This window comes from Paenibacillus sp. FSL H7-0357, from assembly GCF_000758525.1.
Classification (GTDB): domain Bacteria; phylum Bacillota; class Bacilli; order Paenibacillales; family Paenibacillaceae; genus Paenibacillus_AQ.
The window spans coordinates 4,709,586-4,733,128 of record NZ_CP009241.1 but is presented as its reverse complement, the minus strand read 5'-3'; the positions used below and the strand labels follow the sequence as shown (position 1 = coordinate 4,733,128).

Below are 23,543 nucleotides of genomic sequence, written 5' to 3'. Positions count from 1 at the left end.
AGGCCTTGGAATAATGATAAATTAAGAGGACATACTTCGGTCTTACACCTTAAGGGGGAATGTAACGCATGGAAATGGTAAGAGTCGTCTTTTTAACGGTGTTCATGTTCTTTGTTTTGGTGACCGTGCATGAATGGGGGCATTATTACTTTGCCAAACGCGCGGGTATCCTTGTAAGAGAATTTGCTATCGGTTTCGGTCCGAAACTGTTTTCTTATAAACGCAATGAAACCCAGTTCACGCTTCGCCTGCTGCCTTTTGGCGGTTATGCACGGATGGCCGGTGAAGATCCCGAAATTATTGAGATCGGTCCAGGGCAGACGATTGCCGTAAGACTGGGACAGGATAACAAAGTTAAAAGCATCTTTCTAGACGCGCTCGATACCCGCAGAAATGTAATCCGTGGGGAAGCGCAATATACCGACCTTGAGAACGAGCTGAAGATCCGCCTTGATGTCGATGGAGATGTAACCACTTATGATGTTCATCCACAGGCAATGATGATCAAACGGGGACAGCAGACACAGATTGCGCCCAAAGACCGTCAATTCGGCAGTAAAACTGTAGGTCAGCGTGCTTTGGCCATTGTTGCCGGGCCGGTGATGAACTTTCTGCTTGCTTTTGTGCTGTTTGCAGTACATCTGCAGATGGCCGGTATCGTCATTGAGAATCCAACCTTTGTGAAGATTGGAGATCTCAGCGAAGGTATGCCGGCTCAGGAAGCCGGAGTGCAAAAAGGTGACATTGTCGTCTCTATTAATGGAGAACAGATTGGCGGAGACTACCAGAAGATGATTTCATTAACTTCCGCTTCCAAAGGTAAAGAGATGCAGTGGACGCTTCAGCGCGGCGATGAAACCTTTAATGTGGCCATGATTCCCCGCAGTATGGAGGGCGAAGAAGGCGGCAAAGTGGGGATCACTCCTGAGTTGCCTACACGGCAGCCCGGTTTTGGCGAGACCATTACTAAATCAGGAACTGCCATGGTGGATTGGACCAAAACGATTTTTGTAAGTTTTAAAACACTGATTAATAATTTTAATATGGATGATATTTCAGGTCCGGTCGGAACAGCGAAGATGACGGGGCAAATCGCTCAGCAAGGCATTCAATACCTGACCTATTGGGCGGCTATTCTGAGTCTGTATCTCGGAATTTTTAACCTGCTGCCGATCCCTGCACTTGACGGAAGCCGTCTCGTCTTCCTGGGTGTAGAAGCACTTCGCGGCAAACCGGTAGATCCAAGCCGTGAAGGGATGGTCCATTTTGTCGGATTTGCCCTGCTGTTTCTGGTCATGATCGCCGTTACCTATAATGATATCCTGCGGCTAATCACCGGTTGATTTTTACTTGAATGAATTAGAGCTTTGGCAGTCCCCGCAAAGGACTTGAACGATGTTGTGAAACCAAAGCCACACTTTGCAGGGCATTAGGAGGAGTTCCATCATATGGCAAAAGATAAGCAGTTTGTTACGGAAATCACCCCACAGAGCGAGGATTTCTCGCGCTGGTATATCGATGTAATCAAGAAAGCGGACCTGATGGATTACTCTCCGGTTCGAGGCTGTATTGTTTTCAAACCGGAGGGATACGAGATTTGGGAGCATATTCAGGAGGAAATGAACCGCCGCCTTAAGGCAACGGGCCACCGTAATGCTTATTTCCCGGTCTTTATTCCGGAAAGCTTCTTCCAGAAGGAGAAGGATCATATCGAGGGCTTTAACCCTGAGCTGCCTTGGGTTACGGAAGCTGGCGGTGATGTGCTGGAGGAACGTCTGGCGGTTCGCCCGACCTCCGAAACCATGTTCGGGCATATGTATTCCAAATGGATTCAATCCTACCGCGATCTTCCGGTATTGATCAACCAATGGGCCAACGTAGTCCGCTGGGAGAAGCGTACGCTGCCGTTTATCCGTACCACAGAGTTCCTGTGGCAGGAAGGCCATACGGCGCATGAGAATGAAACTGAGGCCCGTGAGGAAACGATGCGGATGCTTGAGAATTACCGTGATTTTGTCGAGACCTATTTGGCAATTCCGGTCATCACTGGACAGAAGACACCTTCCGAGCGTTTTGCCGGGGCGGTTGACACGTATTCTATAGAAGCCATGATGAAGGATGGACGAGCTGTACAGGCGGCAACCTCCCATTATCTGGGAACCAAGTTTGCTACAGCATTTGATATTCAATATTTAAGCCGTGACAATGTGCTGGAATATGTTCATACAACCTCATGGGGATCCACAACACGCTTAATCGGCTCGCTCATTATGGTGCACGGGGATGACCGTGGTTTGGCTTTGCCGCCTAAGGTCGCTCCAACACAGGTAATCATGATTCCAATCGGACCTCCTAAGACCCGTGAAGCTGTCATTGGCCGGACGGACGAGCTGTTCAAGGATCTGAAAGACGCAGGCATCCGTGTGCGTGTGGACGATCGTGCTGACGTTACTCCAGGCTGGAAATTCAATGAATACGAAATGCGTGGAGTGCCAGTCCGTCTTGAATTAGGTCCTCGTGATATGGAAAACGGGGTTTGTGTTCTGGTATCTCGTATTACAGGCGAGAAGAAAATCATTCAGCAGGAGAACCTTGTCGCAGAGGTTAATGCCATGCTGGAGCAAGTACACAATGAAATGTTTGAACGTGCATTGAAATTCCGTGAGGACCACTTCTATTCGGTGGATACGTTAGCAGAAATGAAGGATTCGATGGAAGAACAGCGTGGTTTTGCTTTGGCAGGCTGGTGCGGTTCTGAAGAATGCGAGTCTAAAGTCAAGGAAGAAACGGGTGCAGGCAGCCGTAATATTCCGTTTGAGCCTGCGGTGAAGAAGGATACCTGTATTTGCTGCGGCAAGCCCGCTGCGCATACGGTTGTTTTTGCCAAGGCGTATTAATTCTTTGCTCAATACTATATAATTCTTCAGTATCTGAATGTAGCTTCTGGGAGAGGAGTCGGCGGGCCGAAAGAACCCAATGCTTTCACCTCCCGGGAGCTTTTTAAAATAGTGGACTCAAGGCTTCCTAATGTTTTCTTTGGTTTTGGAAATTAGGTTTTTTCAAATTGCGGGGAGATTTTATTATCTGTGTAAAAGTTAGGTGGGGGAAGCATGGAACAGAACGTGGAAAGAAGAAAAAGATTCGAGCTGTTGATGAAGCAGGGAGAGATTCCGCCTGCACTCATTGATCCCTACTTTTTGGACGGGCATATCGAACGTGTGGAAATCAGCCGCGGTAACCGGGACTGGCACATCGTTATTGCCAAAGATACTCTTGTTCCGGCACAGACCTACCGGACATTTTGTTTGAGAATGCGTGAGAAGCTGCAGCATATTGCCAAAGTCAGCTTCTTGTTTCTATATGATGAAAAAGTAAGCAGAGCAGAGCTTGTACAGGAATACTGGGGCTTGTTTCTGGAATGGGCGCAGCGCGAGATCCCATCGGTCAACGGTTGGCTGACCCGCTCCACTCAAGAGCTTCAAGACAGTACGCTTCTGCTCAGCCTAAATGATTCAATGTCTTTAGAGCTGGCCCGTAAAAAGGGAATCGAAGGCGCCATTATTAAATTTTACGATAAATATTTTGGCCTGTCCCTAAAAGTTAAGCTGCAGATTGCCGAGAATGAAAACAGCAAAGCGGATGCTTATGAAGAGTTCCAGCAGAAGCTTCAGCAGGAGCAGCGCGAGCTCGTTGAAATGATGATGATGGCCAGCGAGCCGGATGAACCCGTTGATGAGGGAGATCCGAATGAAGTCATTAAGCTTCAGGTCGGTTATGAAATCAAGGAGCAGGCTGTACCTATTCTGGAAATTCAGGATGAAGAGAAGAAAATCACGATTCAGGGTACGATCTTCGGACTGGACAGCAAGGAGCTGCGCAACGGCAATACCTTGTTCACCTTCTGCATCACAGACTTTACTGATTCTCTGCAAATGAAGATGTTTGCGAAGACCAAAGAAGATCTGAAGGTTATGGGCCAACTGGCCAACGGCAAATGGGTTAGAGCGCGCGGCAAGGTTGAATATGACCGCTTTATGCAGATTCCGGAGCTGGTAATGATTCCATCGGATCTGAACGAAGTATCGGCACCGCCGGCACGTAAGGATAATGCGAAGCAGAAGCGGGTAGAATTCCATTTGCACACGACTATGAGCACGATGGACGCAGTGGCGCCTATTGACGCGTATGTCAAGACCGCAGCAAAGTGGGGGCACCCGGCAATTGCCGTCTCTGACCACGGGGTTGTGCAGAGCTTTCCGGACGCCAATCATGCTGCACATAAGCATAAGATCAAAATGATCTACGGCGTCGAGGCCAATGTGGTGAATGACTCGGTAAATATTGTGGAGAACGCGCAGCCGCTGGACCTGAAGACCGCCACCTATGTCGTATTCGATATAGAAACCACCGGTTTGTCGATCACCCGGAATAATATTACCGAACTTGCTGCGATTAAAATGACCGGCGGCCAGGAGATCGACCGCTACTCAACGTTCGTGAATCCGCATGAGAAAATTCCATACCATATTCAGCAGCTGACTAATATTACTGATGAGATGGTTAAGGACGCTCCTGATTTGGAGCCGGTGCTGAAGAAATTCGTCGAGTTCATAGGCGACAGTATCCTGGTTGCCCATAATGCCAGATTTGATATGGGGTTCATTCAGGCTTCCCTGGTGAAATTGGGTCTGCCTGTGCTGCCCAATCCTTCCCTGGATACGTTGGAACTTGCACGTCTGTTGTATCCGAGCATGAAGAACCACCGGCTGAATACACTCGCCGACAAATATAAGGTTCTGCTGGAAAGCCATCACCGTGCGGTGGATGATACCATTGCCCTGGGAGGTATTCTGAATGGTCTGCTGGCTGATGCCGAGAAGATGAAGGGGATGACCCGGCTTGACCGTCTGAATGATTATGTAGGCAATGATTTGTCGAACACCCGGCCGTTTCACTGCGGCATCTATGCACTCAACCCGACTGGCAAGAAGAACCTTTACAAGCTGATATCCATGTCGCATACGGAGTATTACAAGCGCGTTCCCTGCATTCCTAAGTCCAAGCTCGAAGAGCACAGGGACGGTCTGCTGGTCATTTCCGGCTGCGAACGGGGAGAGTTCTTTGAGGCTGTGCTCAATAAGTCTACTGAAGAAGCGATGGAGGTTGCCCAGTTCTACGATATTCTGGAGATTCAGCCGCTGACGATGTACATGCATTTGGTGGACAAGGGATTCGTGGCCAGCGCAGAGGATTTGCGGGGCGTAGTGCGCAAGGTTTGTGAAATCGGCGAACAGCTGAACAAGCCGGTCATTGCAACAGGCAATGTGCATTATCTGGAGCCGCGGGACAAGCTGTTCCGCGATATTACGATCCACGGGATTACAGGATTTAGCCCGCTCAAAGACCAGCGCAAGCCGGATGCCCATTTCCGCACCACGGAAGAAATGCTGGCCGAATTCGAATTCCTGGGCGCGGAAAAAGCGATGGAAGTTGTCGTCACCAATACGGTGGAGCTGGCTGACCGCTTTGAGGAATATGACCTGTTCCCGGACCAGCTGTTTACGCCGATTATCGATGGCGCTGATGACGAAATCCGCAACACCTGCTATGAGACGGCAAAATCAATCTATGGTGAGGAATTGCCTGAGGTTGTCGTTGCCCGGCTGGAAAAAGAGCTGGCGCCGATTATTAAATTTGGTTTCTCTGCCAACTATCTGATTTCTGAGCGTCTTGTGAAAAAGTCGAATAAGGATGGCTACCTCGTAGGTTCCCGTGGTTCGGTAGGATCGTCTGTAGTTGCCACCTTCCTCGGAATCTCCGAGGTAAATCCGCTGCCAGCTCATTATATATGTGTAAATCCGGAATGCCGGCATAGTGAATGGTTCCTCGACGGCAGCGTGCCAAGCGGCTTTGACCTGCCGGACAAGGTCTGCCCGGACTGTGGCGGCAAGCTCAAGGGTGAAGGCCAGGATATCCCCTTTGAAACGTTTCTGGGCTTTAAGGGCGATAAGGTTCCCGATATCGACCTTAACTTTTCGGGTGAATATCAGCCGAACGCCCATAACTTTACCAAAACAATGTTTGGTCCGGACAACGTATTCCGTGCCGGCACCATCGGTACGGTAGCAGAGAAAACTGCCTTTGGATTCACGAAGAAATATGAGGAACATCATCAGAAGCGCTGGCGGGGAGCAGAAGTGGGACGTCTGGCCGCGGGCTGCACCGGGGTCAAGCGAAGCACTGGCCAGCATCCCGGTGGTATTGTCGTTTTGCCGGATTATATGGAGATAGAGGATATTACACCGGTGCAATTCCCGGCAGATGATGTCAATGCGGAATGGAAGACCACCCACTTTGACTATCACGCCTTTGATGCCAACCTGCTAAAGCTCGATATTCTGGGCCACGATGATCCGACAATGATGCGGATGCTGCAGGATTTAACAGGAGTGGACCCTACAACCATCCCGATGAACGATCCGAAGGTCATGAGCATGTTCAACTCTACTGATGCGCTTGGAGTAAGGCCTGACCAGATCCGGACCCCTGTGGCTACCTACGGAGTTCCGGAAATGGGTACGAAATTTGTCCGCCAGATGCTGGTGGAGTCGAAGCCTTCCAGCTTTGCCGACTTGCTGCAAATCTCCGGGCTGTCGCATGGTACGGGAGTTTGGCTCGGCAATGCCCAGGAACTGATCAAGAACAACACCTGCAACATCAAGACAGTTATCGGCTGCCGCGATGATATTATGCTGTTCCTGATTTACAAGGCTGGAATGGATGCGGGACTGGCCTTCAAAATTACTGAGAGCGTACGTAAGGGGAAAGGGCTGTCTGCTGAATGGATCGAGGAAATGAAAAAGTGCAAGGTTCCTCAGTGGTACATTGATTCCTGCCTGAAGATCCAGTACATGTTCCCGAAGGCGCATGCCGCCGCCTATGTTATTTCCGCGGTCCGTACCGCCTACTTCAAGCTGTATCATCCTATTGAATATTATGCGACATACTTCACGGTGCGGGCGGCTGATTTTGATATTGAACTTTGCTGCCAGGGTTACGAAGCCATCGCCCGCCAGATTGTAGATATTGAACAGAAGGGCTTCCAGGCGCTTCCAAAGGAAAAAGCGATGCTGCCGATTCTTGAAATGGCGCTTGAGATGACAGCCCGAGGTTTTACTTTCAAAAATATTGATTTGTACCGTTCCGATGCTAACAAATTTACCGTTGACGGCAAAAGCCTCATTCCACCGTTCTCTGCACTCGCGGGAATTGGTGAGAATGCCGCCTATAACATTGCCGCCGCCAAGGATGCCGGAGAGTTCCTCTCCATCGAGGATTTTCAGCAGAAGTCCAAGGCGAGTAAGACGGTAATTGAGCTGCTGACCGGGATGGGCTGCTTCCGCGGCCTGCCGGAAAGCAACCAGCTATCCCTGTTTTAAACTACAAATTGGATGCCTGAAAAGAGGCAGTCAAGGGCTAGCACTTGTCAGTGCTGATGCACTATGGTATAATTTTTTTGGTAATAATGAGATAAGTCCGTTGTGTAAAGAGTGGGGAAACCCACTCTTTATCTTTGGTATATAGCAAAAGACAAGTTCGTGGAGGTTAATTTCTTTTGAGCACACCCAAATCCAAAATTAAACAAACGGTAGAGCAGATGCTCGGGTCCTATCTCGAGGACAATGGTTTCGAACTGGTGGACGTTGAATACGTGAAGGAAGGCTCCAACTGGTTTTTGCGCATATTCGTAGATAAAGAAGGCGGCATAGATATTGACGACTGCGGTGCCATCAGCGAATATTTCAGCTCGAAGCTGGACGAGAATGATCCTATACCCGAGGCTTATTTCCTTGAGGTTTCCTCGCCGGGTGCTGAGCGCCCGCTTAAGAAAGCGGCGGATGTTGCCAAAGCGGTAGGCAAAGACGTGTATGTGACAGTTTATGAGCCGATTCAGGGACTCAAAGAATTCGAAGGTCGTTTGCTCTCATTCGAGAACGAGGAACTGCTCATCTCCGCGGGCAAAAAAGAACATGTAGTACCGTATGCCAAAGTCGCCAGCGCGAGATTGGCCATTATTTTTTAACGTCTTGAAAGGGGGACCGGATTTTCATGAGTATGGATTTTATCGAAGCTATGAATGAACTGGAGAGGGAGAAAGGCATCAGCAAGGATGTGTTGTTTGAAGCCATCGAAGCTGCGCTGATCTCCAGCTATAAACGCAATTTTAATGCGGCGCAAAACGTGCGTGTGGACATGAACCGCAACACTGGCGTAATCAAGGTATTTGCCCGCAAGCTGATTGTTGAAGAGGTTCTGGATACCCGGACCGAAATCTCACTGCCGGCTGCACGGGAAATCAACCCGCACTTCCAGCTTGAGGATATCGCTGAGCTTGAAGTAACACCGCGCGATTTCGGCCGTATTGCTGCCCAGACTGCCAAGCAGGTAGTCACCCAGCGTATTCGTGAAGCGGAGCGCGGACTTATCTATAACGCTTTTATCGACAAGGAAGATGATATCGTTACCGGGCTTGTACAGCGCCAGGATATGCGCAACATCTATGTTGACCTTGGCAAAATCGAAGCGGTTCTGCCGCTCAGCGAGCTGATGCCTGGAGAAAAGTTCAAGCAAAGCGAGCGCATCAAGGCTTATATCACCAAGGTGGAGAATACGACCAAAGGGCCGCAGATTATGTTGTCCCGCAGTCATCCCGGATTGTTGAAGCGTCTATTCGAGCTGGAGGTTCCGGAAATTTTTGACGGCGTGGTTGAAATTCGTTCTGTGGCCCGCGAAGCAGGCTTCCGTTCGAAAATTGCCGTCTTCTCGCGCAATCCCGAAGTGGATCCGGTTGGCTCCTGCGTAGGCCCAAGAGGCACACGCGTGCAGACCATCGTCACAGAGCTGCGCGGCGAGAAAATTGACATTGTCCGTTATTCTGAGGCTGTACAGGAATATGTGGCCAACGCGCTCAGCCCGTCCAAAGTGCTTGAAGTTCAGGTCTTTGAAGCGGAAAAAATGGCCCGTGTCATCGTGCCTGATTATCAATTGTCGCTGGCGATCGGCATCAAGGGGCAGAATGCCCGTCTTGCTGCCAAACTGACCGGCTGGAAAATTGATATCAAGAGCGAGACCCAGGCAGAGCAGGAATACGGCAGACCTAGAACGGTAAGCGATGAAATGCATCAGGATTCCGTCTCCATTGATTAATTAACCTGCTCACTAGAGGGGAGGCGTTTATGATGAAGCAAAGAAAGGTGCCGCTGCGCAAGTGCGTTGCCAGCCAGGAGATGATGCCCAAAAAAGAGCTGATTCGCGTGGTTAGAACGCCCGAGGGCGAAGTGCTGATCGACCTGACAGGCAAAAAGTCAGGCCGGGGCGCTTATATCTGCGGCAAGCTTGAATGCTTTAAACTGGCACAAAAGAATAAAGCACTTGACCGTGCGTTAAAATGTCAAGTGAGTCCTGAAATCTATGCCCAGCTTGCCCGGGATTTTGCATCCGTGGAGGAGCAATTTTTGGCAGCAAAGGATAGTGAGGACGATGAGTAAGGCACTTTCTTATTTAGGGCTTGCGATGAGAGCAGGCAAGATTGTCACCGGCGATGAGGCCGTGCTTAAAGCGGTACGGTCTTCAGAGGCGAAGCTGGTCGTTCTGGCGGGTGACGCTTCAGATAATACCCAAAAAAAGTTCCGTGATAAATGCGGAACCTACGATATTCCACTAGTAATCGCATTTCACCGGGATGAACTCGGTGCAAGTATTGGTAAAGACCAGCGCGTTGTGCTGGCCGTTACGGATAAAGGATTCGCGGAAATGATCTCCAAGCAACTCGGAGATACTGTCGGAGGTGGAGTTATTGACTAAAGAAGACAATAAAGATAAACTGCGCGTGTATGAATACGCGAAGTCTCTGAACATGAGCAGTAAAGAAATTATTACAATTCTGAAGCGTTTGGATGTCCCTGTGAATAATCATATGAGTGTCATGGAGAATGGCTCTGTGACCAAAGTAGAACAGTTCTTCAAGGATATTAAGTCAAACGCTGCAGCCAAGCGGGATCCCGGCACCAGCAGCCGTCCGGTAACTACCGGCTCGGTAACAGCCGAACCTCAAAGTGCTCAGAATGCCAACAAAAATCAACCGGAAAAGCAGGTAGGTATGAACAGTAACCAAAACAACAACCAATCGACGACGTCCCCAAGGCCCCAAAGCGGACAAGATTCCCGCAGAACAACAACAGGCTCCACTCAAAATTCCCGCCCTCAGGGCAGCTCCACTGGCAGCCGCCCGCAAGGCAGCTCCACTGGCAGCCGCCCGCAAGGCAGCTCCACTAGCAGCAGCCGCCCGCAAGGCAGCTCTACTAGCGGCAGCCGTCCGCAGGGCAGCTCGACTGGCGGCAGCCGTCCGCAGGGCAGCTCGACCGGCGGCAACCGTCCGCAAGGCAGCTCGACCGGCGGTAACCGTCCGCAAGGCAGCTCGACTGGCGGCAACCGTCCGCAAGGCGGCTCCACTGGCAGCCGTCCGCAAGCTCAAGGCGGTGCACCACGCACTGGCGAGAACCGTCCGCAAGCTCAAGGCGGCGGCACCGGCGGAGACTTCTCCCGCGGCGGTGGCGGTGACAGAGGCGCTAAGAGAAACACTACAGGCGGCAGACCGAACAACAACAGCGGCCAAAAGCGTTTTGAAGACGGCAAAGGCGGCAACTACCGCGGCCGTGGCGGCAAGAACAACCGTGGCAGAAACCAGTCAATGGAACGCCGCGAGAAGATTGACAACACACCGAAGAAAATTATCGTACGCGGCAGCATGACCGTTGGTGAAACTGCCAAGCTGCTTCATAAGGATGCTTCTGAAGTGATCAAGAAGCTGATTTCGATGGGTGTTATGGCAACCATCAACCAGGAACTTGATATTGACACCATTCTGCTGCTGGCCGGTGAGTTCGGTGTAGAAGTTGAAGTGAAGATTCCAGTGGATGAAGACAGCTTCGAGACCGTTGAAGAGAACGACTCCGAAGAGGATCTTCAGGCTCGTCCTCCAGTAGTAACGATCATGGGTCACGTTGACCATGGTAAAACAACACTGCTAGATGCCATTCGTTCCACGAACGTAACTGGCGGCGAAGCTGGCGGAATTACTCAGCATATCGGTGCTTATCAAGTTGAAATCAACCACAAGAAAATCACATTCCTGGATACACCGGGTCACGAAGCGTTCACTGCGATGCGTGCTCGTGGTGCCCAAGTAACAGATATGACGATTATTGTAGTTGCTGCCGATGACGGTGTAATGCCTCAGACGGTTGAAGCCATCAACCATGCAAAAGCTGCAGGTCTTCCGATTATCGTTGCAGTCAACAAAATCGACAAGCCGGGTGCAGACCCTGATAAGGTAAAGCAGGAGCTAACAAGCTATGAGCTGGTTCCGGAAGAGTGGGGCGGAGATACCATCTTCGTTAACCTGTCCGCCAAACAGCGCATCAACCTGGAAGAACTGCTGGAAATGATCCTGCTCGTTGCTGAAGTGAATGAGTACAAGGCTAACCCGGACAAACGGGCACGCGGTACTGTAATCGAAGCTGAGCTTGACAAGAACCGTGGACCGGTTGCCCGTATTCTCGTGCAGAACGGTACGCTGAAAGTCGGGGACGCCTTTGTAGCAGGTAACTGCTTCGGACGCGTACGCGCCATGGTTAATGACAAAGGACGCAAGATCAAGGAAGCAGGTCCTTCCACACCAGTGGAAATTACCGGTTTGACTGAGGTGCCTCAGGCAGGCGATCCGTTTATGGCCTTTGAAGATGAGCGTAAAGCCCGTGCTATCGCGGACAGACGTTCTACAACCCAGCGCCAATCCGAGCTGAACACGAATACCCGTGTAACCTTGGATGACCTGTTCAAGCACATCAAGGATGGCGAGATCAAAGACCTGAACGTAATCATTAAAGCGGACGTGCAGGGATCGGTTGAAGCGCTGAAGGGCTCTTTGGCCAAGATCGAAGTCGAAGGTGTACGCGTGAAGATCATTCACAGCGGTGCAGGTGCCATTACGGAATCTGATATCACACTTGCTGCTGCATCCAATGCTATTGTTATCGGCTTCAATGTTCGTCCGGATGCCCAGACGAAAGCGGCTGCCGAGCAAGAAAAAGTGGATGTTCGTCTGCACAACATCATCTACAACGTAATTGAGGAAATTGAAAGTGCGATGAAAGGGATGCTTGATCCCATCTATAAAGAGAATGTTATCGGTCATGCAGAAGTGCGTAACGTCTTCAAAATCAGCAAAGTGGGTACCATTGCAGGTTGTATGGTTACTTCAGGCAAAATTGCCCGCAATGCCGAAATGCGCTTGATCCGCAGCGGTATCGTTGTCTTCCAAGGCAAGATCGACACCTTAAAACGTTTCAAAGATGATGCCAAAGAAGTGGCGCAGGGTTATGAATGCGGCATAACTTTGGAACGCTATAATGACGTCCAAGAGGGCGACATTATCGAAGCGTTCATTATGGAAACGGTAGAGCGCTAAGCGAAGAGGTGAATATAGATGTCTAAAATCAGAGCGGGACGGGTTGGCGAACAGATCAAGAAAGAGCTGAGCCAGCTTATCCAAAGCGGACTGAAGGACCCGCGCATCGGGTTCGTAACAGTAACCGGGGTAGATGTAACGAACGATCTCTCGCAGGCCAAGGTATACCTGAGCGTGTTCGGAGACGAAGAGCAGAAGAGCGATTCGCTAAAAGCGATTGAGAAAGCCAATGGCTTTCTCCGCTCCGAGCTTGGCAAGGCGATCCGCCTGCGCCACACGCCTGAGCTGATCTTCAAGATAGACGAATCCGTTGCTTACGGAAGTCATATTGAGAAGCTGCTCGGCGAGATCGGCAAGAACGAAGAAAGTTAGGAAACATAAAGGAGACGGCGAATGCAGAGCTATGAACAAAGTCTCCAGCAGACCCGTAAGTTTCTGCTGGAACACGACGATTATCTTGTAGTGTCGCATGTTCAGCCGGACGGAGATGCAGTCAGCTCCACCCTCGCGGTGGGCTGGCTTCTCTCATGTCTGGGCAAAAAATATACTATGCTGAATGAAGGCCCGATTCCCAAACGGATGGAATATTTATGGCATGCCGATGAGATTGTCAATCTGGCGGACGGTGAATTGCCCCGGACGTACAGTAATGTCATTTGCGTCGATTGTGCAGATTTTCAGCGTGTGGGGCTGACCCAGCGCTTTTTTGCTCAGGATGCCCTTATCGCAAACATTGACCATCATCCCACCAATAACGGTTACGGATTCGTTACGCTGATTAAGCCGGACGCTGCTGCGACTGCAGAAATTTTGTTCGACCTGCTGAAGACGTTTGAGGTGGAATGGGATATAGATATTGCTACAGCAATCTATACAGGATTGCTGACCGATACAGGCGGCTTCCGCTACACGAATACCTCACCTAAAGTGATGGCGGCTGTCTCTGAGCTGCTGGCACTGGGAGTTAACGGTCCCGAGCTGGCGGAGACGTTGCTGGAGGAAATGACATTAGCTCAGGTGAAGGTGCTGAACCGGGCACTGAACACTTTGCAATTAACTCCGCAGGGCGATGTTGCCTGGGTTTATGTAACACCACAGGATATGCTCGAATGTAATGCCGCCAATGAGGATCTTGAAGGCATTGTTAATTATCCGCGTAATATCCGCGGTGTGGAGGTCGGCATGCTGTTCAAGGTCATCGATGAGACTGCTGTGAAGGTCAGCCTGCGTTCGGCCGGCAAGGTCGATGTCGCGGCGCTGGCTCAAGTCTTTGGAGGCGGCGGACATACCCGCGCAGCAGGTGCCCGGGTTGAGGGGACGCTGGAGCAGGCAATACCACGGGTGCTGGAGGAGGTCAGACGTCTTTTATGAGTGAGCTTACAGGTGTTTTGGCTGTTTTTAAGCCAGCAGGGTACACTTCACATGATGTTGTAGCCAAAGCCCGGCGGATTCTTGGCATGAAGCGTATCGGACACACCGGAACTCTGGATCCTCAAGTGACAGGCGTATTGCCGCTTTGTCTTGGAAGGGCAACCCGGGTTGTGGAGTATATCCAGGAGCTGCCTAAGGAATATGTGGCCACATTGAGACTAGGTATGGCAAGCGATACCGAAGACTTAACCGGAACCATTACGGAAACTGTAGATGAAGTGAAAGTTACCGGGGAAGAAGTTCTGGCGGTACTGAACTCCTTTAAAGGAGTAATCTCTCAGGTTCCCCCGATGTACTCGGCGGTGAAAGTGGAAGGCAAACGCCTCTATGAGCTGGCTAGAGAAGGCAAGACTGTAGAGCGCAAGAGCCGTGAAGTGGAGATTTACGAAATTGAGATGACGGATATGGTGTATAGCGGCAATTATCCCGATATTACCTTCCGTGTGCTGTGTTCCAAGGGTACATACATCCGTACGCTTTGCGTAGATATCGGCCGGGCGCTTGGAGTGCCCGGTGTGATGGTCAAGCTGGAACGGACGATGTCCGCAGGGATATCTGCCAGTCACTGTCTAACTCTTGAGCAAATTGCCGAGCATAAAGAAGCAGGCACACTCGATGAACATCTGATCGCGGCGGATGATGCGATTTCTCATCTGTCCCGGCATTCGGTAATGGATGAGAAGAGGAAGGCCGCCCTGCAGGGGCAGCGCCTTTCAACACGTTACGTAGCACCTGAAGTAAAGCAGGCCGGACATTTTCGGCTGTATGATCTACAGGGAGTGTTCCTGGGCATTTATGAATTGGATGACACAGGAGCAATAGCCCCTGTAAAGGTATTCGCACAAGCATAATATTAATTTTATTAGTGAATTGTAGGTGAGAAACAGCGTGAGAACCGTAACCTTAAGTTATCCAATGCCAGCGGAGACCGCAGCGCAGTGGGCGCAGCCGCAAGTGACTGCCCTGGGCCAGTTTGACGGACTGCACCGCGGACATGCCAGCGTCATTACTTCCGCTGTAGCTCTGGCCCGTAAACAAGGCGTACCGGCAGCAGTCATGACCTTTCATCCTCATCCCAAGGATGTAATGGGCAAAGGTGACTATGATGGATATTTGACCCCGGCGAAGGACAAGCAGGAACTGCTTGCCGGCATGGGGGTCGATATTTTGTATATAATTGAATTTAATGAGCAGCTGTCCCGGGTTAGCCCGCAGGATTTTGTCTCTGTAATGCTGCTGCCGCTGCATATTGTAACTGCAGTTATCGGCTTCGATTTCCGCTTTGGCTACATGGGCGAAGGGGATGCCGATATGCTCCGTGAGCTGGGGAACGGTGTGATGAATGTGGAGACAGTGCCTCCTTTTCTGCTTGAAGGAGAGAAGGTAAGCAGCTCCGGCATTCGAAAGAGCCTCCAGAACGGAGATCTAACCCTGGCCAACGCATGGTTTGGGCGCTGCTATCATCTGCGCGGAGTTGTAGGGCACGGGGAGAAGAGAGGCCGCACGATTGGTTTTCCGACTGCAAATCTTCAGCTGGAAGACCGTTATGTCATCCCGGCTAAAGGGGTGTATGCAGTGCGGGTCTTTTATAAGGAAGACGTCCTGTACGGCGTAATGAATGTCGGCGTGAAGCCTACGTTCCATGAGGGGATGATTGCCCCGAGCTTTGAGGTGCATCTGTTTGATTTTGCAGGAGACATCTATGAAGAGGAACTTAAGGTAGAACTGGTCTCCTTTATCCGGCCTGAGCGTAAGTTTGAGTCGATTGATGCCCTGATTTCACAGATTGCTGCAGATGCCGAAACGGCCAAAGAGCTGCTGGGCTATCATTCTTAATCTGCACGGGACAAGCCGTTTACTTTTCTTTCCGATAATGCTATACTGATTAACGTTGCTGGAAAAACAGCATCATAACCATAGCTTGGTTGCTCGTTCTCACCGACGGTGACGAGGCTACTGGCGATTATAATGAAGGAGGTGAACAGGATGGCATTGACTCAAGAACGTAAACACCAATTGATCGACGAGCACAAAACTCATGAATCCGATACTGGATCCCCTGAGGTGCAAGTTGCTATCCTTACGGAGAACATCGTTAATTTGACTGACCACTTGCGTACGCACAAGAAGGATCATCATTCCCGTCGCGGATTGCTGAAGATGGTTGGACAACGTCGTAAACTGCTGGCGTATTTGAAGAACAAAGACATCAGACGTTACAGCGCCCTGATCGAAAAACTGGGATTGCGTCGTTAATTTTCCATAAGATTACCCTTAAAGCAGCCTGGTTGTATACCGTATGTCCTTCTCGGAGCGACAGCGGGACAGCCGGGTTGCTTTTTGAAAATTTAGGGAAAACTTTTACAATTAGGCAAGCTTAACTTATTCGCAAAAACGGCTATTTTACCTCTTATGGAGGACAAGCCGTTTTTGCTTGTATAAAACATAGAGAACCGGCCCTTGACCCCAAAGTGATCAAGACATCCGTTTCACCAATGACAATCATTGAACCTGCGATAATGTACAGCGGGTCTACTACCATTCAAGGAGGGATTTTATGGAACAACGTGTAGAAATGCAGCTTGGCGGAAGACGCCTTGTGCTGGAAACAGGCCGTCTGGCCAAACAAGCGAACGCAGCCGTAATGGTTCGTTACGGAGATACTGCTGTATTGTGTACGGTTACAGCGTCAAGCGAACCTAAAGATCTGGATTTTTTCCCGCTTACGGTTAACTATGAAGAAAGATTATACGCAGTGGGTAAAATCCCGGGCGGATTTATTAAACGCGAAGGCAGACCAAGTGAGAAGGCTATTTTGTCCAGCCGTCTGACTGACCGTCCGATTCGTCCGCTGTTTCCGGAAGGATTCCGCAATGACGTGCAAGTATTGAATATGGTTATGAGCGTGGATCAGGATTGTGCGCCGGATATTGCTGCTATGATCGGTACTTCCGCAGCACTCAGTATTTCCGATGTTCCTTTCAATGGTCCTATCGGCGGTGTGGCTGTCGGCCGCATTGACGGTCAATTCATCATTAATCCTGACGTTGCACAGCAGGCGGCAAGTGACATCTACGTGGTGGTAGCGGGAACTAAAGACGCCATCATGATGGTGGAAGCGGAAGCCAATGAAGTGCCGGAAGATGTAATGCTGGAAGCCATCATGTTCGGTCATGATGAAGTCCGCAAGATCGTAGCAACAATTGAGCAGCTGGTAGCAGTTGCCGGCAAAGAGAAGATGGCTGTGAAGCTGCATGCGGTTAACGCTGATGTCAACACAGAGGTTCGCGCTTATGCGGAAAGCCGTCTCGTAGATGCCGTGAAAATTGCCGAGAAGCATGCCCGTCAGGATGCCATCGACTTGGTCAACAATGAAACGGTGGAGTATTTCGTAGAGAAATACATAGAGACACCTGAACTTCTTAAAGATGTGAAGGAAGTCCTGCATGATATCGTGAAGGATGAAGTCAGACGTTTGATTACACATGATAAGGTTCGCCCGGATGGCCGCAAGCTGGATGAAATCCGTCCGATTGAATGCGATACTTCTCTGCTTCCGCGTACGCACGGATCCGGACTATTCACCCGTGGACAAACACAAATCCTTAGCGTATGTACACTGGGTGCACTGGGTGATGTACAGATTCTTGACGGTATTGATCCGGCAGAAACCAAACGGTTTATGCATCACTACAATTTCCCTCCGTTCAGCGTAGGGGAGGCACGTCCGCTTAGAGCACCGGGACGTCGCGAGATTGGCCACGGAGCCCTTGGAGAACGCGCGTTGTCCAAAGTCATTCCTAGTGAAACTGAATTCCCGTACACCATCCGTTTGGTATCTGAAGCGATTGAATCCAACGGATCTACTTCCCAGGCAAGTATCTGCGCGAGCATTTTGGCAATGATGGATGCGGGTGTGCCGATCAAAGCCCCTGTAGCGGGAGTAGCGATGGGTCTGATTAAAGATGGAGAGCATGTCTCGATCTTAACGGACATTCAAGGAATGGAAGATCATCTTGGCGATATGGACTTCAAGGTAGCAGGTACGGCTGAAGGTGTAACGGCGATCCAGATGGATATCAAAATCGACGGCATCGACCGTAAAATCCTGCAGGATGCTTTGCAGCAGGCTAAAGAAGGACGTATGTTCATCTTGGGCAAAATGATGGAGGCTATCTCCGAGCCTAGACCAAGCTTGTCCAAATACGCTCCTAAGATCATTATCATCAATATCAATCCGGACAAGATCCGTGATGTTATCGGTGCAGGTGGTAAGATTATCAATAAAATCATTGAAGAAACCGGCGTGAAGATCGACATCGAACAGGATGGCCGTGTCTTTATCGGATCTTCGGACGAAGAAATGATTCAGAAAGCCCGCGGCATTATCGAAGGCATTGTGCGTGAAGTGCAGGTCGGCGAAATTTATGTGGGTACCGTTAGACGCATCGAGAAGTTCGGCGCATTTGTTGAACTGATTCCGGGTAAAGACGGATTGGTGCATATTTCCCAGCTCTCCACTGAGCGCGTAGCCAAGGTGGAAGATGTAGTTGCCATCGGCGACACCATCACTGTAAAAGTAACCGAAATTGACCAGCAGGGCCGTGTGAATCTATCGCGCAAAGCGGTATTGACTTCGGAAAGCGGAGCAAAGGCGTAAGCCGGACTCACCCTTTTGGCAAAAGCGTCAATTGTATAATTGAGAAGAGACAGAAGCGTATGCATTCTGGCTCTTTTTTAAAAATATAGGAATTTATATGCTTCACGCTATAAATTATCCTTATATATCTCGCTGAAACGGATACCTTCCTTTTAAGGACGGCGAAGTTGTTTCCACTTGATATAACGATGTATCTGGATTATCTTTACAGCCCGGGCCCCACTTTGTGGGGTTATTTTAATTTGCTTCAAGTGCAAGCTGTATGCATATTCTTCTCCAAACCTACATAGGCTGGGACAAAGCGTCCTAGCACCCTGTGCGGGACGAGCGTGAGACGTTTCTGCCGGGGAGGAAATGCGTCATGAAGACGGAAAAAGCAGCGCTTGTGCTTGCCTGTATTGCTGTGGTAATCGGTCTTGGCAGTACATACGGACCGGTGAAGGAAATGCTGGCTGAGCTTAAGCCGCAGGATGGACTGGCTGTGTGGAGTAACATTCCGAAAGAGCGTGACCAGGAGCTGCGTTCTTTGATTGAGAGCAAAGCGGCTAAGCTGAATGCCGCACCGGTGGATGCTGCCGTGGACCGGGTGTGGAAGGCAATTCCGGGTTATAATGGCCTTGAGGTTGATGTAGAGGCCACGTACCGTAATACACTGCTGCAGGGGCCGGGAGAGGGCCTCAAATGGGTGTACCGGCAAATCCCGCCGAAGGTGTCACTGAATGATCTGGGTGCTCACCCGATTTACCGGGGCAATCCCGCCAAGCCTATGGTCTCGCTGATGATCAATGTAGCATGGGGCAATCAATTCATTATACCGATGCTTAACATTTTGGATGAGGAAAAGGTAAAGGTGACCTTTTTTCTGGATGGAAGCTGGCTTAGCCATAACCGGGAGCTTGCGGCCGAAATGCTGAAACGCGGGCATGAGATGGAGAATCATGCGTATACCCATCCCGATATGAGCACTTTAAGCCGGGCCCGGGCGACCGCCGAGATTGAGAAAACAAAGAGTCTGCTGAAAGAGAGTCTTGGAGTAACCAATACCTGGTTTGCGCCTCCGTCCGGTGATTTTGATCAGGAAACAGTGGATATCGCCGCCTCATTGGGGCTGAAAACGGTGCTGTGGACACTGGATACCGTCGATTGGCGCAACCCTTCTCCAGAATCCGTTGTCGCCAAAATCAGCAGCCAGTCCGAGCCGGGTACATTGATATTGATGCATCCGACGGCTTCCTCTTCCAAAGCGCTGAGAGGCATGATCCGGGGGATTAAAGCTAAAGGTCTTCAGCTGGGTACGGTCAGTGAAACACTGTCAGCGGAGCGGCTGGCCCCTTCAGAAGTTGAGTGAGCGGTTAATTTCTGGTAGGATAAGAGTCGCGCGTAACAAATACAAAGATAGATACAGGGCTATGCCAGGAGGACGTAGAAGTGGAAAAAATAGTATTATCGAACGGCCTGCGGGTGGTTACGGAGAAAATTCCTACCGGACGCTCCGTTTCCTTTGGAATCTGGGTCAAGAATGGCTCCCGCAATGAGAACCCGCTGAATAACGGGATTTCCCATTTTATCGAACACATGCTTTTTAAAGGCACCGACCGGTTCAGTGCCAAAGATATTGCCGAGCAGTTTGATGCGATTGGCGGCAACGTCAACGCATTTACCTCGAAGGAATATACATGTTATTATGCAAAAGTATTGGATGAGCATCTGCCGATAGCCGTGGATGTGCTGTCCGATATGTTTTTCCGCTCGCGGATTGATGCCGAAGAGCTGGCCAAGGAGAAAAATGTCATCCTGGAGGAAATCGCCATGTGCGAGGATACGCCGGATGATCTGGTGCATGATCTGATGTGCGCTGCGGCGTACGGCGAGCATCCGCTGGCTTATTCCATTCTGGGCTTGAAGGAACGGCTGGCGGACATGACGGCCGATGATCTCCACGCGTATATGAAACAGCAGTATACCATTGAGAATACGGTAATCAGCGTAGCAGGCAATATCAATGACGGACTGGTTGACCTGTTGGAGGCCCATTTCGGATCATTCGATAACCATGGTGAATCGGCGCCTTTGACAGCTCCTGATTTCCATGGCGAACTGCTGTTTCACCGCAAGAAGACGGAGCAAAACCATATTTGCCTCTCCCTCCCGGGCGTAGAAAGCGGCGGACCGCTGCAATATGCCATGGTGCTGCTGAATAATGCTATCGGCGGCGGGATGAGCTCCCGAATGTTCCAAGAGATTCGCGAAAAACGCGGGTTAGCCTATTCCGTCTACTCCTATCACAGCTCCCAGGCAGACAGCGGCCTGTTTACCGTCTATGCCGGCACTGCGCCGAAGCAGACCAAAGAGGTGACGGAGCTGATCAAGGAAATGATGCATGATCTTGCCGTTAACGGTCTGAGCGAAGATGAGCTGAGAAAAGGCAAGGAGCAGCTCAAGGGAAGCCTGATCCTCAGCCTGGAGAGCACCAGCAGCCGGATGAACCGGATTGGCAAAAATGAGCTGATGCTTGGAAGACATGATACACTTGACGAAATGATCACCAAAATCGGACTCGTCACCATGGATGATATCAATCGATTACTGGACCACATGTTTGCTGAGCCCCTCGCATTAGCGATGGTCGGCTCCTCTGATAAAGCTATTGCTAATGTTAGGAGAGATGATCTTGTCTTATTACGTTCAAATTAACAAACTGCCCGGCAACGAGGATGTGCTGCTGCCCCGCAAAATGTCGGAACAGGCTTCCGGCTATGACCTGTATGCGTCTGTGGACGGTGAGGTTGTGCTTGCTCCGGGCGAGCGCGCCCTGATCCCTACGGGAATCTCACTGGCGATGCCTGACGGGCTGGAGGCGCAGATCCGTCCGCGCAGCGGCCTTGCTCTAAAGCACGGCATTACCTGCCTGAATACCCCGGGGACGATTGATGCCGACTACCGTGGTGAAATTAAAGTTTTACTGATTAACCTGGGTCAGGAGCCGTTTGCCATCGCACGCAATGAGCGGATTGCCCAAATGGTGTTCCAGGCCGTGCCGTCCGTGAACATGGTGGAAGTGGACGAGCTGTCCGAGACACAACGCGGCGCCGGAGGCTTTGGCCATACGGGCAAATAGCAGGCGGAATTTATTGTTTTACTCATACCTGGAGCTTGCGGATGTAGCCTGTAAAGGCCTCCTCCGCAGGCTTTTTTTGTTGAATTGACCTTAAATTGAGTCAATCCATTTATCAGTTTCCCCTGTATTTCTTCTCTGCTCTTCACCCATGGGCGGCCCCCGGCATAAGATGATTTATAGTCGATAGTGTATGTGGAAAGGAGCGTCATCCCTATGCTTACTGGCATCAGGATCGTGTTCCTGGGCGGGGACGCGAGACAGATTGAAGTGATTCGGAAATGTGTGGAAATGGATGCGACGGTAAGTGCTGCCGGATTCGATAAGTGGGAATCCCCTAGCCCGGGGGTGAACCTCGAAGAGCTGTCGGCAGAGCTCTTAGGCAATGCGGATGTGCTGGTACTGCCAACAGTTGGTTGTGATGATGAAGGGAATATCAATGCGCTGTTCTCCTCCCACCGTCTGCAGCTGCTGGATGAGCACATCGCTGCGATGCCGTCCCGATCCACGGTGTATACCGGTATGGCCAAAAGCTACTTGCGCAGTCTGTGCGCCAGACATTCGCTAAAGCTGGTGGAACTGCTGAACCGGGACGATGTGGCGATATACAACTCCATCCCTACAGCAGAAGGCGCGCTGGTTATGGCCATTCAGAATACCGATTTTACTATTCATGGTTCTACATCGATGGTACTCGGAATGGGAAGAACCGGGTTTACGATGGCGCGGGCGCTTCAAGGGCTCGGCTCCAGCGTAAAGGTGGGGGTAAGAAGACAGGAGCATTATGCGCGGGCGGAAGAGATGGGCTGGAAGCCTTTTATGACAGGTGAGCTGCTGCTTCATGTGCCGGATGTTGATCTAATCTTCAATACCATCCCAAGCATGATTATTACCGCGCAGGTACTATCCCGGCTTCAGAGGCACTGCGTAATTATTGATTTGGCCTCCGCACCGGGCGGATGTGATTTCCGCTATGCGGAGAAGCGCGGGATTAAAGCGATGCTGGCTCCGGGATTGCCCGGGATCGTTGCCCCCAAGAGCGCCGGAATTATTATGGGTAGTGCGCTGGTACAGTCGATATCTGACGAGACTTCAATCAGGGGGGACGAATAAATGGATTGGCATGGTAAAACAGTAGGTTATGCAATTACCGGTTCACATTGCACGTTTGCCGAAGTGATGCCGCAGATTCAGCGCTTTATGGACGACGGTGCAAATGTGGTACCGATTGTTTCCGCATCGGTGCTGAACACGGATACCCGCTTCGGCACATCGGAAAATTGGTTAAAACAGTTGAAAGATATAACAGGGAATGATATCATTTCTACAATTGTTGAAGCGGAACCGTTGGGTCCTTCCAAGCTGCTGGACGTTCTGACGATCGCCCCTTGCACGGGGAATACGACGAGCAAATTGGCCAACGCCATGACAGACAGCCCCGTACTGATGGCAGCAAAGTCCCAGATGCGTAACGGTCGGCCGCTAGTGCTGGCCATCTCCACGAATGACGGCCTTGGCCTGAATGCGGCGAATATTGCAAAGCTTTTGGTAGCCAAACATATTTATTTTGTGCCGTTCGGCCAGGATAATCCTGTAGGCAAGCCCAACTCGCTTGTAGCGCGTATGGATCTCATACCCGAGGCCTGCTACGCAGCTTTGCAGGGCAATCAGCTGCAGCCGATGATTATCGAACGGTTTCATTCAGCATAATTAGCATGTTTCGATATAGTAATCATGCTCGAACATAGGCTTCACTTTTGCCGCCCTCATTCTGAGGGCGGTTCAGCTCTTTTTTAGCATTCCAAAGG

18 protein-coding genes and 1 pseudogene are annotated in these 23,543 nt (G+C 50.6%); all 19 read left to right on the top strand.

Going from position 1 to position 23,543, the window contains the following annotated elements; translation table 11 throughout:
- The first annotated feature begins 68 nt into the window (after window positions 1–68).
- Window positions 69–1,343: an RIP metalloprotease RseP gene (gene rseP, locus H70357_RS20530; RefSeq protein WP_038593436.1), complete on the top strand. Its 1,275-nt coding sequence runs from the start codon at window positions 69–71 to the stop codon at window positions 1,341–1,343.
- 105 nt (window positions 1,344–1,448) lie between these two features.
- The gene (gene proS, locus H70357_RS20525; protein ID WP_038593433.1) at window positions 1,449–2,897 is read left to right on the top strand and encodes a proline--tRNA ligase; all 1,449 of its coding nucleotides are present in this window, start codon (window positions 1,449–1,451) and stop codon (window positions 2,895–2,897) included.
- 213 nt (window positions 2,898–3,110) lie between these two features.
- Complete coding sequence (locus H70357_RS20520; protein WP_038593430.1) at window positions 3,111–7,439, top strand: PolC-type DNA polymerase III; 4,329 nt, start codon at window positions 3,111–3,113, stop codon at window positions 7,437–7,439.
- Window positions 7,440–7,615: 176 nt separating this feature from the next.
- Entirely contained in the window at window positions 7,616–8,083 is a 468-nt protein-coding gene (gene rimP / locus H70357_RS20515) for a ribosome maturation factor RimP (protein WP_038593427.1), read from the top strand.
- Window positions 8,084–8,109: 26 nt separating this feature from the next.
- Complete coding sequence (gene nusA / locus H70357_RS20510) at window positions 8,110–9,207, top strand: transcription termination factor NusA (RefSeq protein ID WP_038593421.1); 1,098 nt, start codon at window positions 8,110–8,112, stop codon at window positions 9,205–9,207.
- A 32-nt stretch (window positions 9,208–9,239) separates the two neighbouring features.
- Entirely contained in the window at window positions 9,240–9,548 is a 309-nt protein-coding gene (rnpM, locus tag H70357_RS20505) for an RNase P modulator RnpM (RefSeq protein WP_038593419.1), read from the top strand.
- Window positions 9,541–9,859 (top strand): annotated as a pseudogene (locus H70357_RS20500) (YlxQ family RNA-binding protein); the annotation flags it as partial. The gene rnpM and the pseudogene H70357_RS20500, both read left to right, overlap by 8 nt.
- On the top strand, window positions 9,857–12,529 hold the full coding sequence (gene infB / locus H70357_RS20495; RefSeq protein ID WP_038593413.1) for a translation initiation factor IF-2: 2,673 nt from the start codon (window positions 9,857–9,859) through the stop codon (window positions 12,527–12,529). The pseudogene H70357_RS20500 and the gene infB, both read left to right, overlap by 3 nt.
- Before the next feature lie 18 nt (window positions 12,530–12,547).
- On the top strand, window positions 12,548–12,901 hold the full coding sequence (rbfA, locus tag H70357_RS20490) for a 30S ribosome-binding factor RbfA (protein WP_038593410.1): 354 nt from the start codon (window positions 12,548–12,550) through the stop codon (window positions 12,899–12,901).
- Window positions 12,902–12,922: 21 nt separating this feature from the next.
- Complete coding sequence (locus H70357_RS20485) at window positions 12,923–13,900, top strand: DHH family phosphoesterase (RefSeq protein ID WP_038593408.1); 978 nt, start codon at window positions 12,923–12,925, stop codon at window positions 13,898–13,900.
- Window positions 13,897–14,811 carry a tRNA pseudouridine(55) synthase TruB gene (truB, locus tag H70357_RS20480; protein WP_038593405.1) on the top strand — a complete coding sequence of 305 codons (915 nt, stop codon included), beginning with the start codon at window positions 13,897–13,899 and terminating at the stop codon, window positions 14,809–14,811. Before H70357_RS20485 ends, truB begins: the two co-directional genes overlap by 4 nt.
- 37 nt (window positions 14,812–14,848) lie before the next feature.
- The gene (locus H70357_RS20475) at window positions 14,849–15,796 is read left to right on the top strand and encodes a bifunctional riboflavin kinase/FAD synthetase (RefSeq protein WP_038593402.1); all 948 of its coding nucleotides are present in this window, start codon (window positions 14,849–14,851) and stop codon (window positions 15,794–15,796) included.
- Window positions 15,797–15,946: 150 nt separating this feature from the next.
- Window positions 15,947–16,216: a 30S ribosomal protein S15 gene (gene rpsO, locus H70357_RS20470; protein ID WP_019910460.1), complete on the top strand. Its 270-nt coding sequence runs from the start codon at window positions 15,947–15,949 to the stop codon at window positions 16,214–16,216.
- 301 nt (window positions 16,217–16,517) lie between these two features.
- The gene (pnp, locus tag H70357_RS20465) at window positions 16,518–18,620 is read left to right on the top strand and encodes a polyribonucleotide nucleotidyltransferase (protein ID WP_038593399.1); all 2,103 of its coding nucleotides are present in this window, start codon (window positions 16,518–16,520) and stop codon (window positions 18,618–18,620) included.
- Window positions 18,621–18,981: 361 nt separating this feature from the next.
- Complete coding sequence (locus H70357_RS20460; RefSeq protein WP_038593396.1) at window positions 18,982–19,968, top strand: polysaccharide deacetylase family protein; 987 nt, start codon at window positions 18,982–18,984, stop codon at window positions 19,966–19,968.
- A gap of 80 nt (window positions 19,969–20,048) precedes the next feature.
- Window positions 20,049–21,314 carry a M16 family metallopeptidase gene (locus H70357_RS20455; protein ID WP_038593393.1) on the top strand — a complete coding sequence of 422 codons (1,266 nt, stop codon included), beginning with the start codon at window positions 20,049–20,051 and terminating at the stop codon, window positions 21,312–21,314.
- Window positions 21,292–21,738, top strand: a complete 447-nt coding sequence (dut, locus tag H70357_RS20450; RefSeq protein WP_197073606.1) for a dUTP diphosphatase — start codon at window positions 21,292–21,294, stop codon at window positions 21,736–21,738. The genes H70357_RS20455 and dut overlap by 23 nt, the downstream gene beginning before the upstream one ends.
- Window positions 21,739–21,951: 213 nt before the next feature.
- Complete coding sequence (gene dpsA / locus H70357_RS20445) at window positions 21,952–22,848, top strand: dipicolinate synthase subunit DpsA (RefSeq protein WP_038593387.1); 897 nt, start codon at window positions 21,952–21,954, stop codon at window positions 22,846–22,848.
- Window positions 22,849–23,445 (top strand): dipicolinate synthase subunit B, encoded by a 597-nt coding sequence (locus tag H70357_RS20440; RefSeq protein WP_038593383.1) that lies wholly within the window; start codon window positions 22,849–22,851, stop codon window positions 23,443–23,445.
- Window positions 23,446–23,543 lie beyond the last annotated feature (98 nt).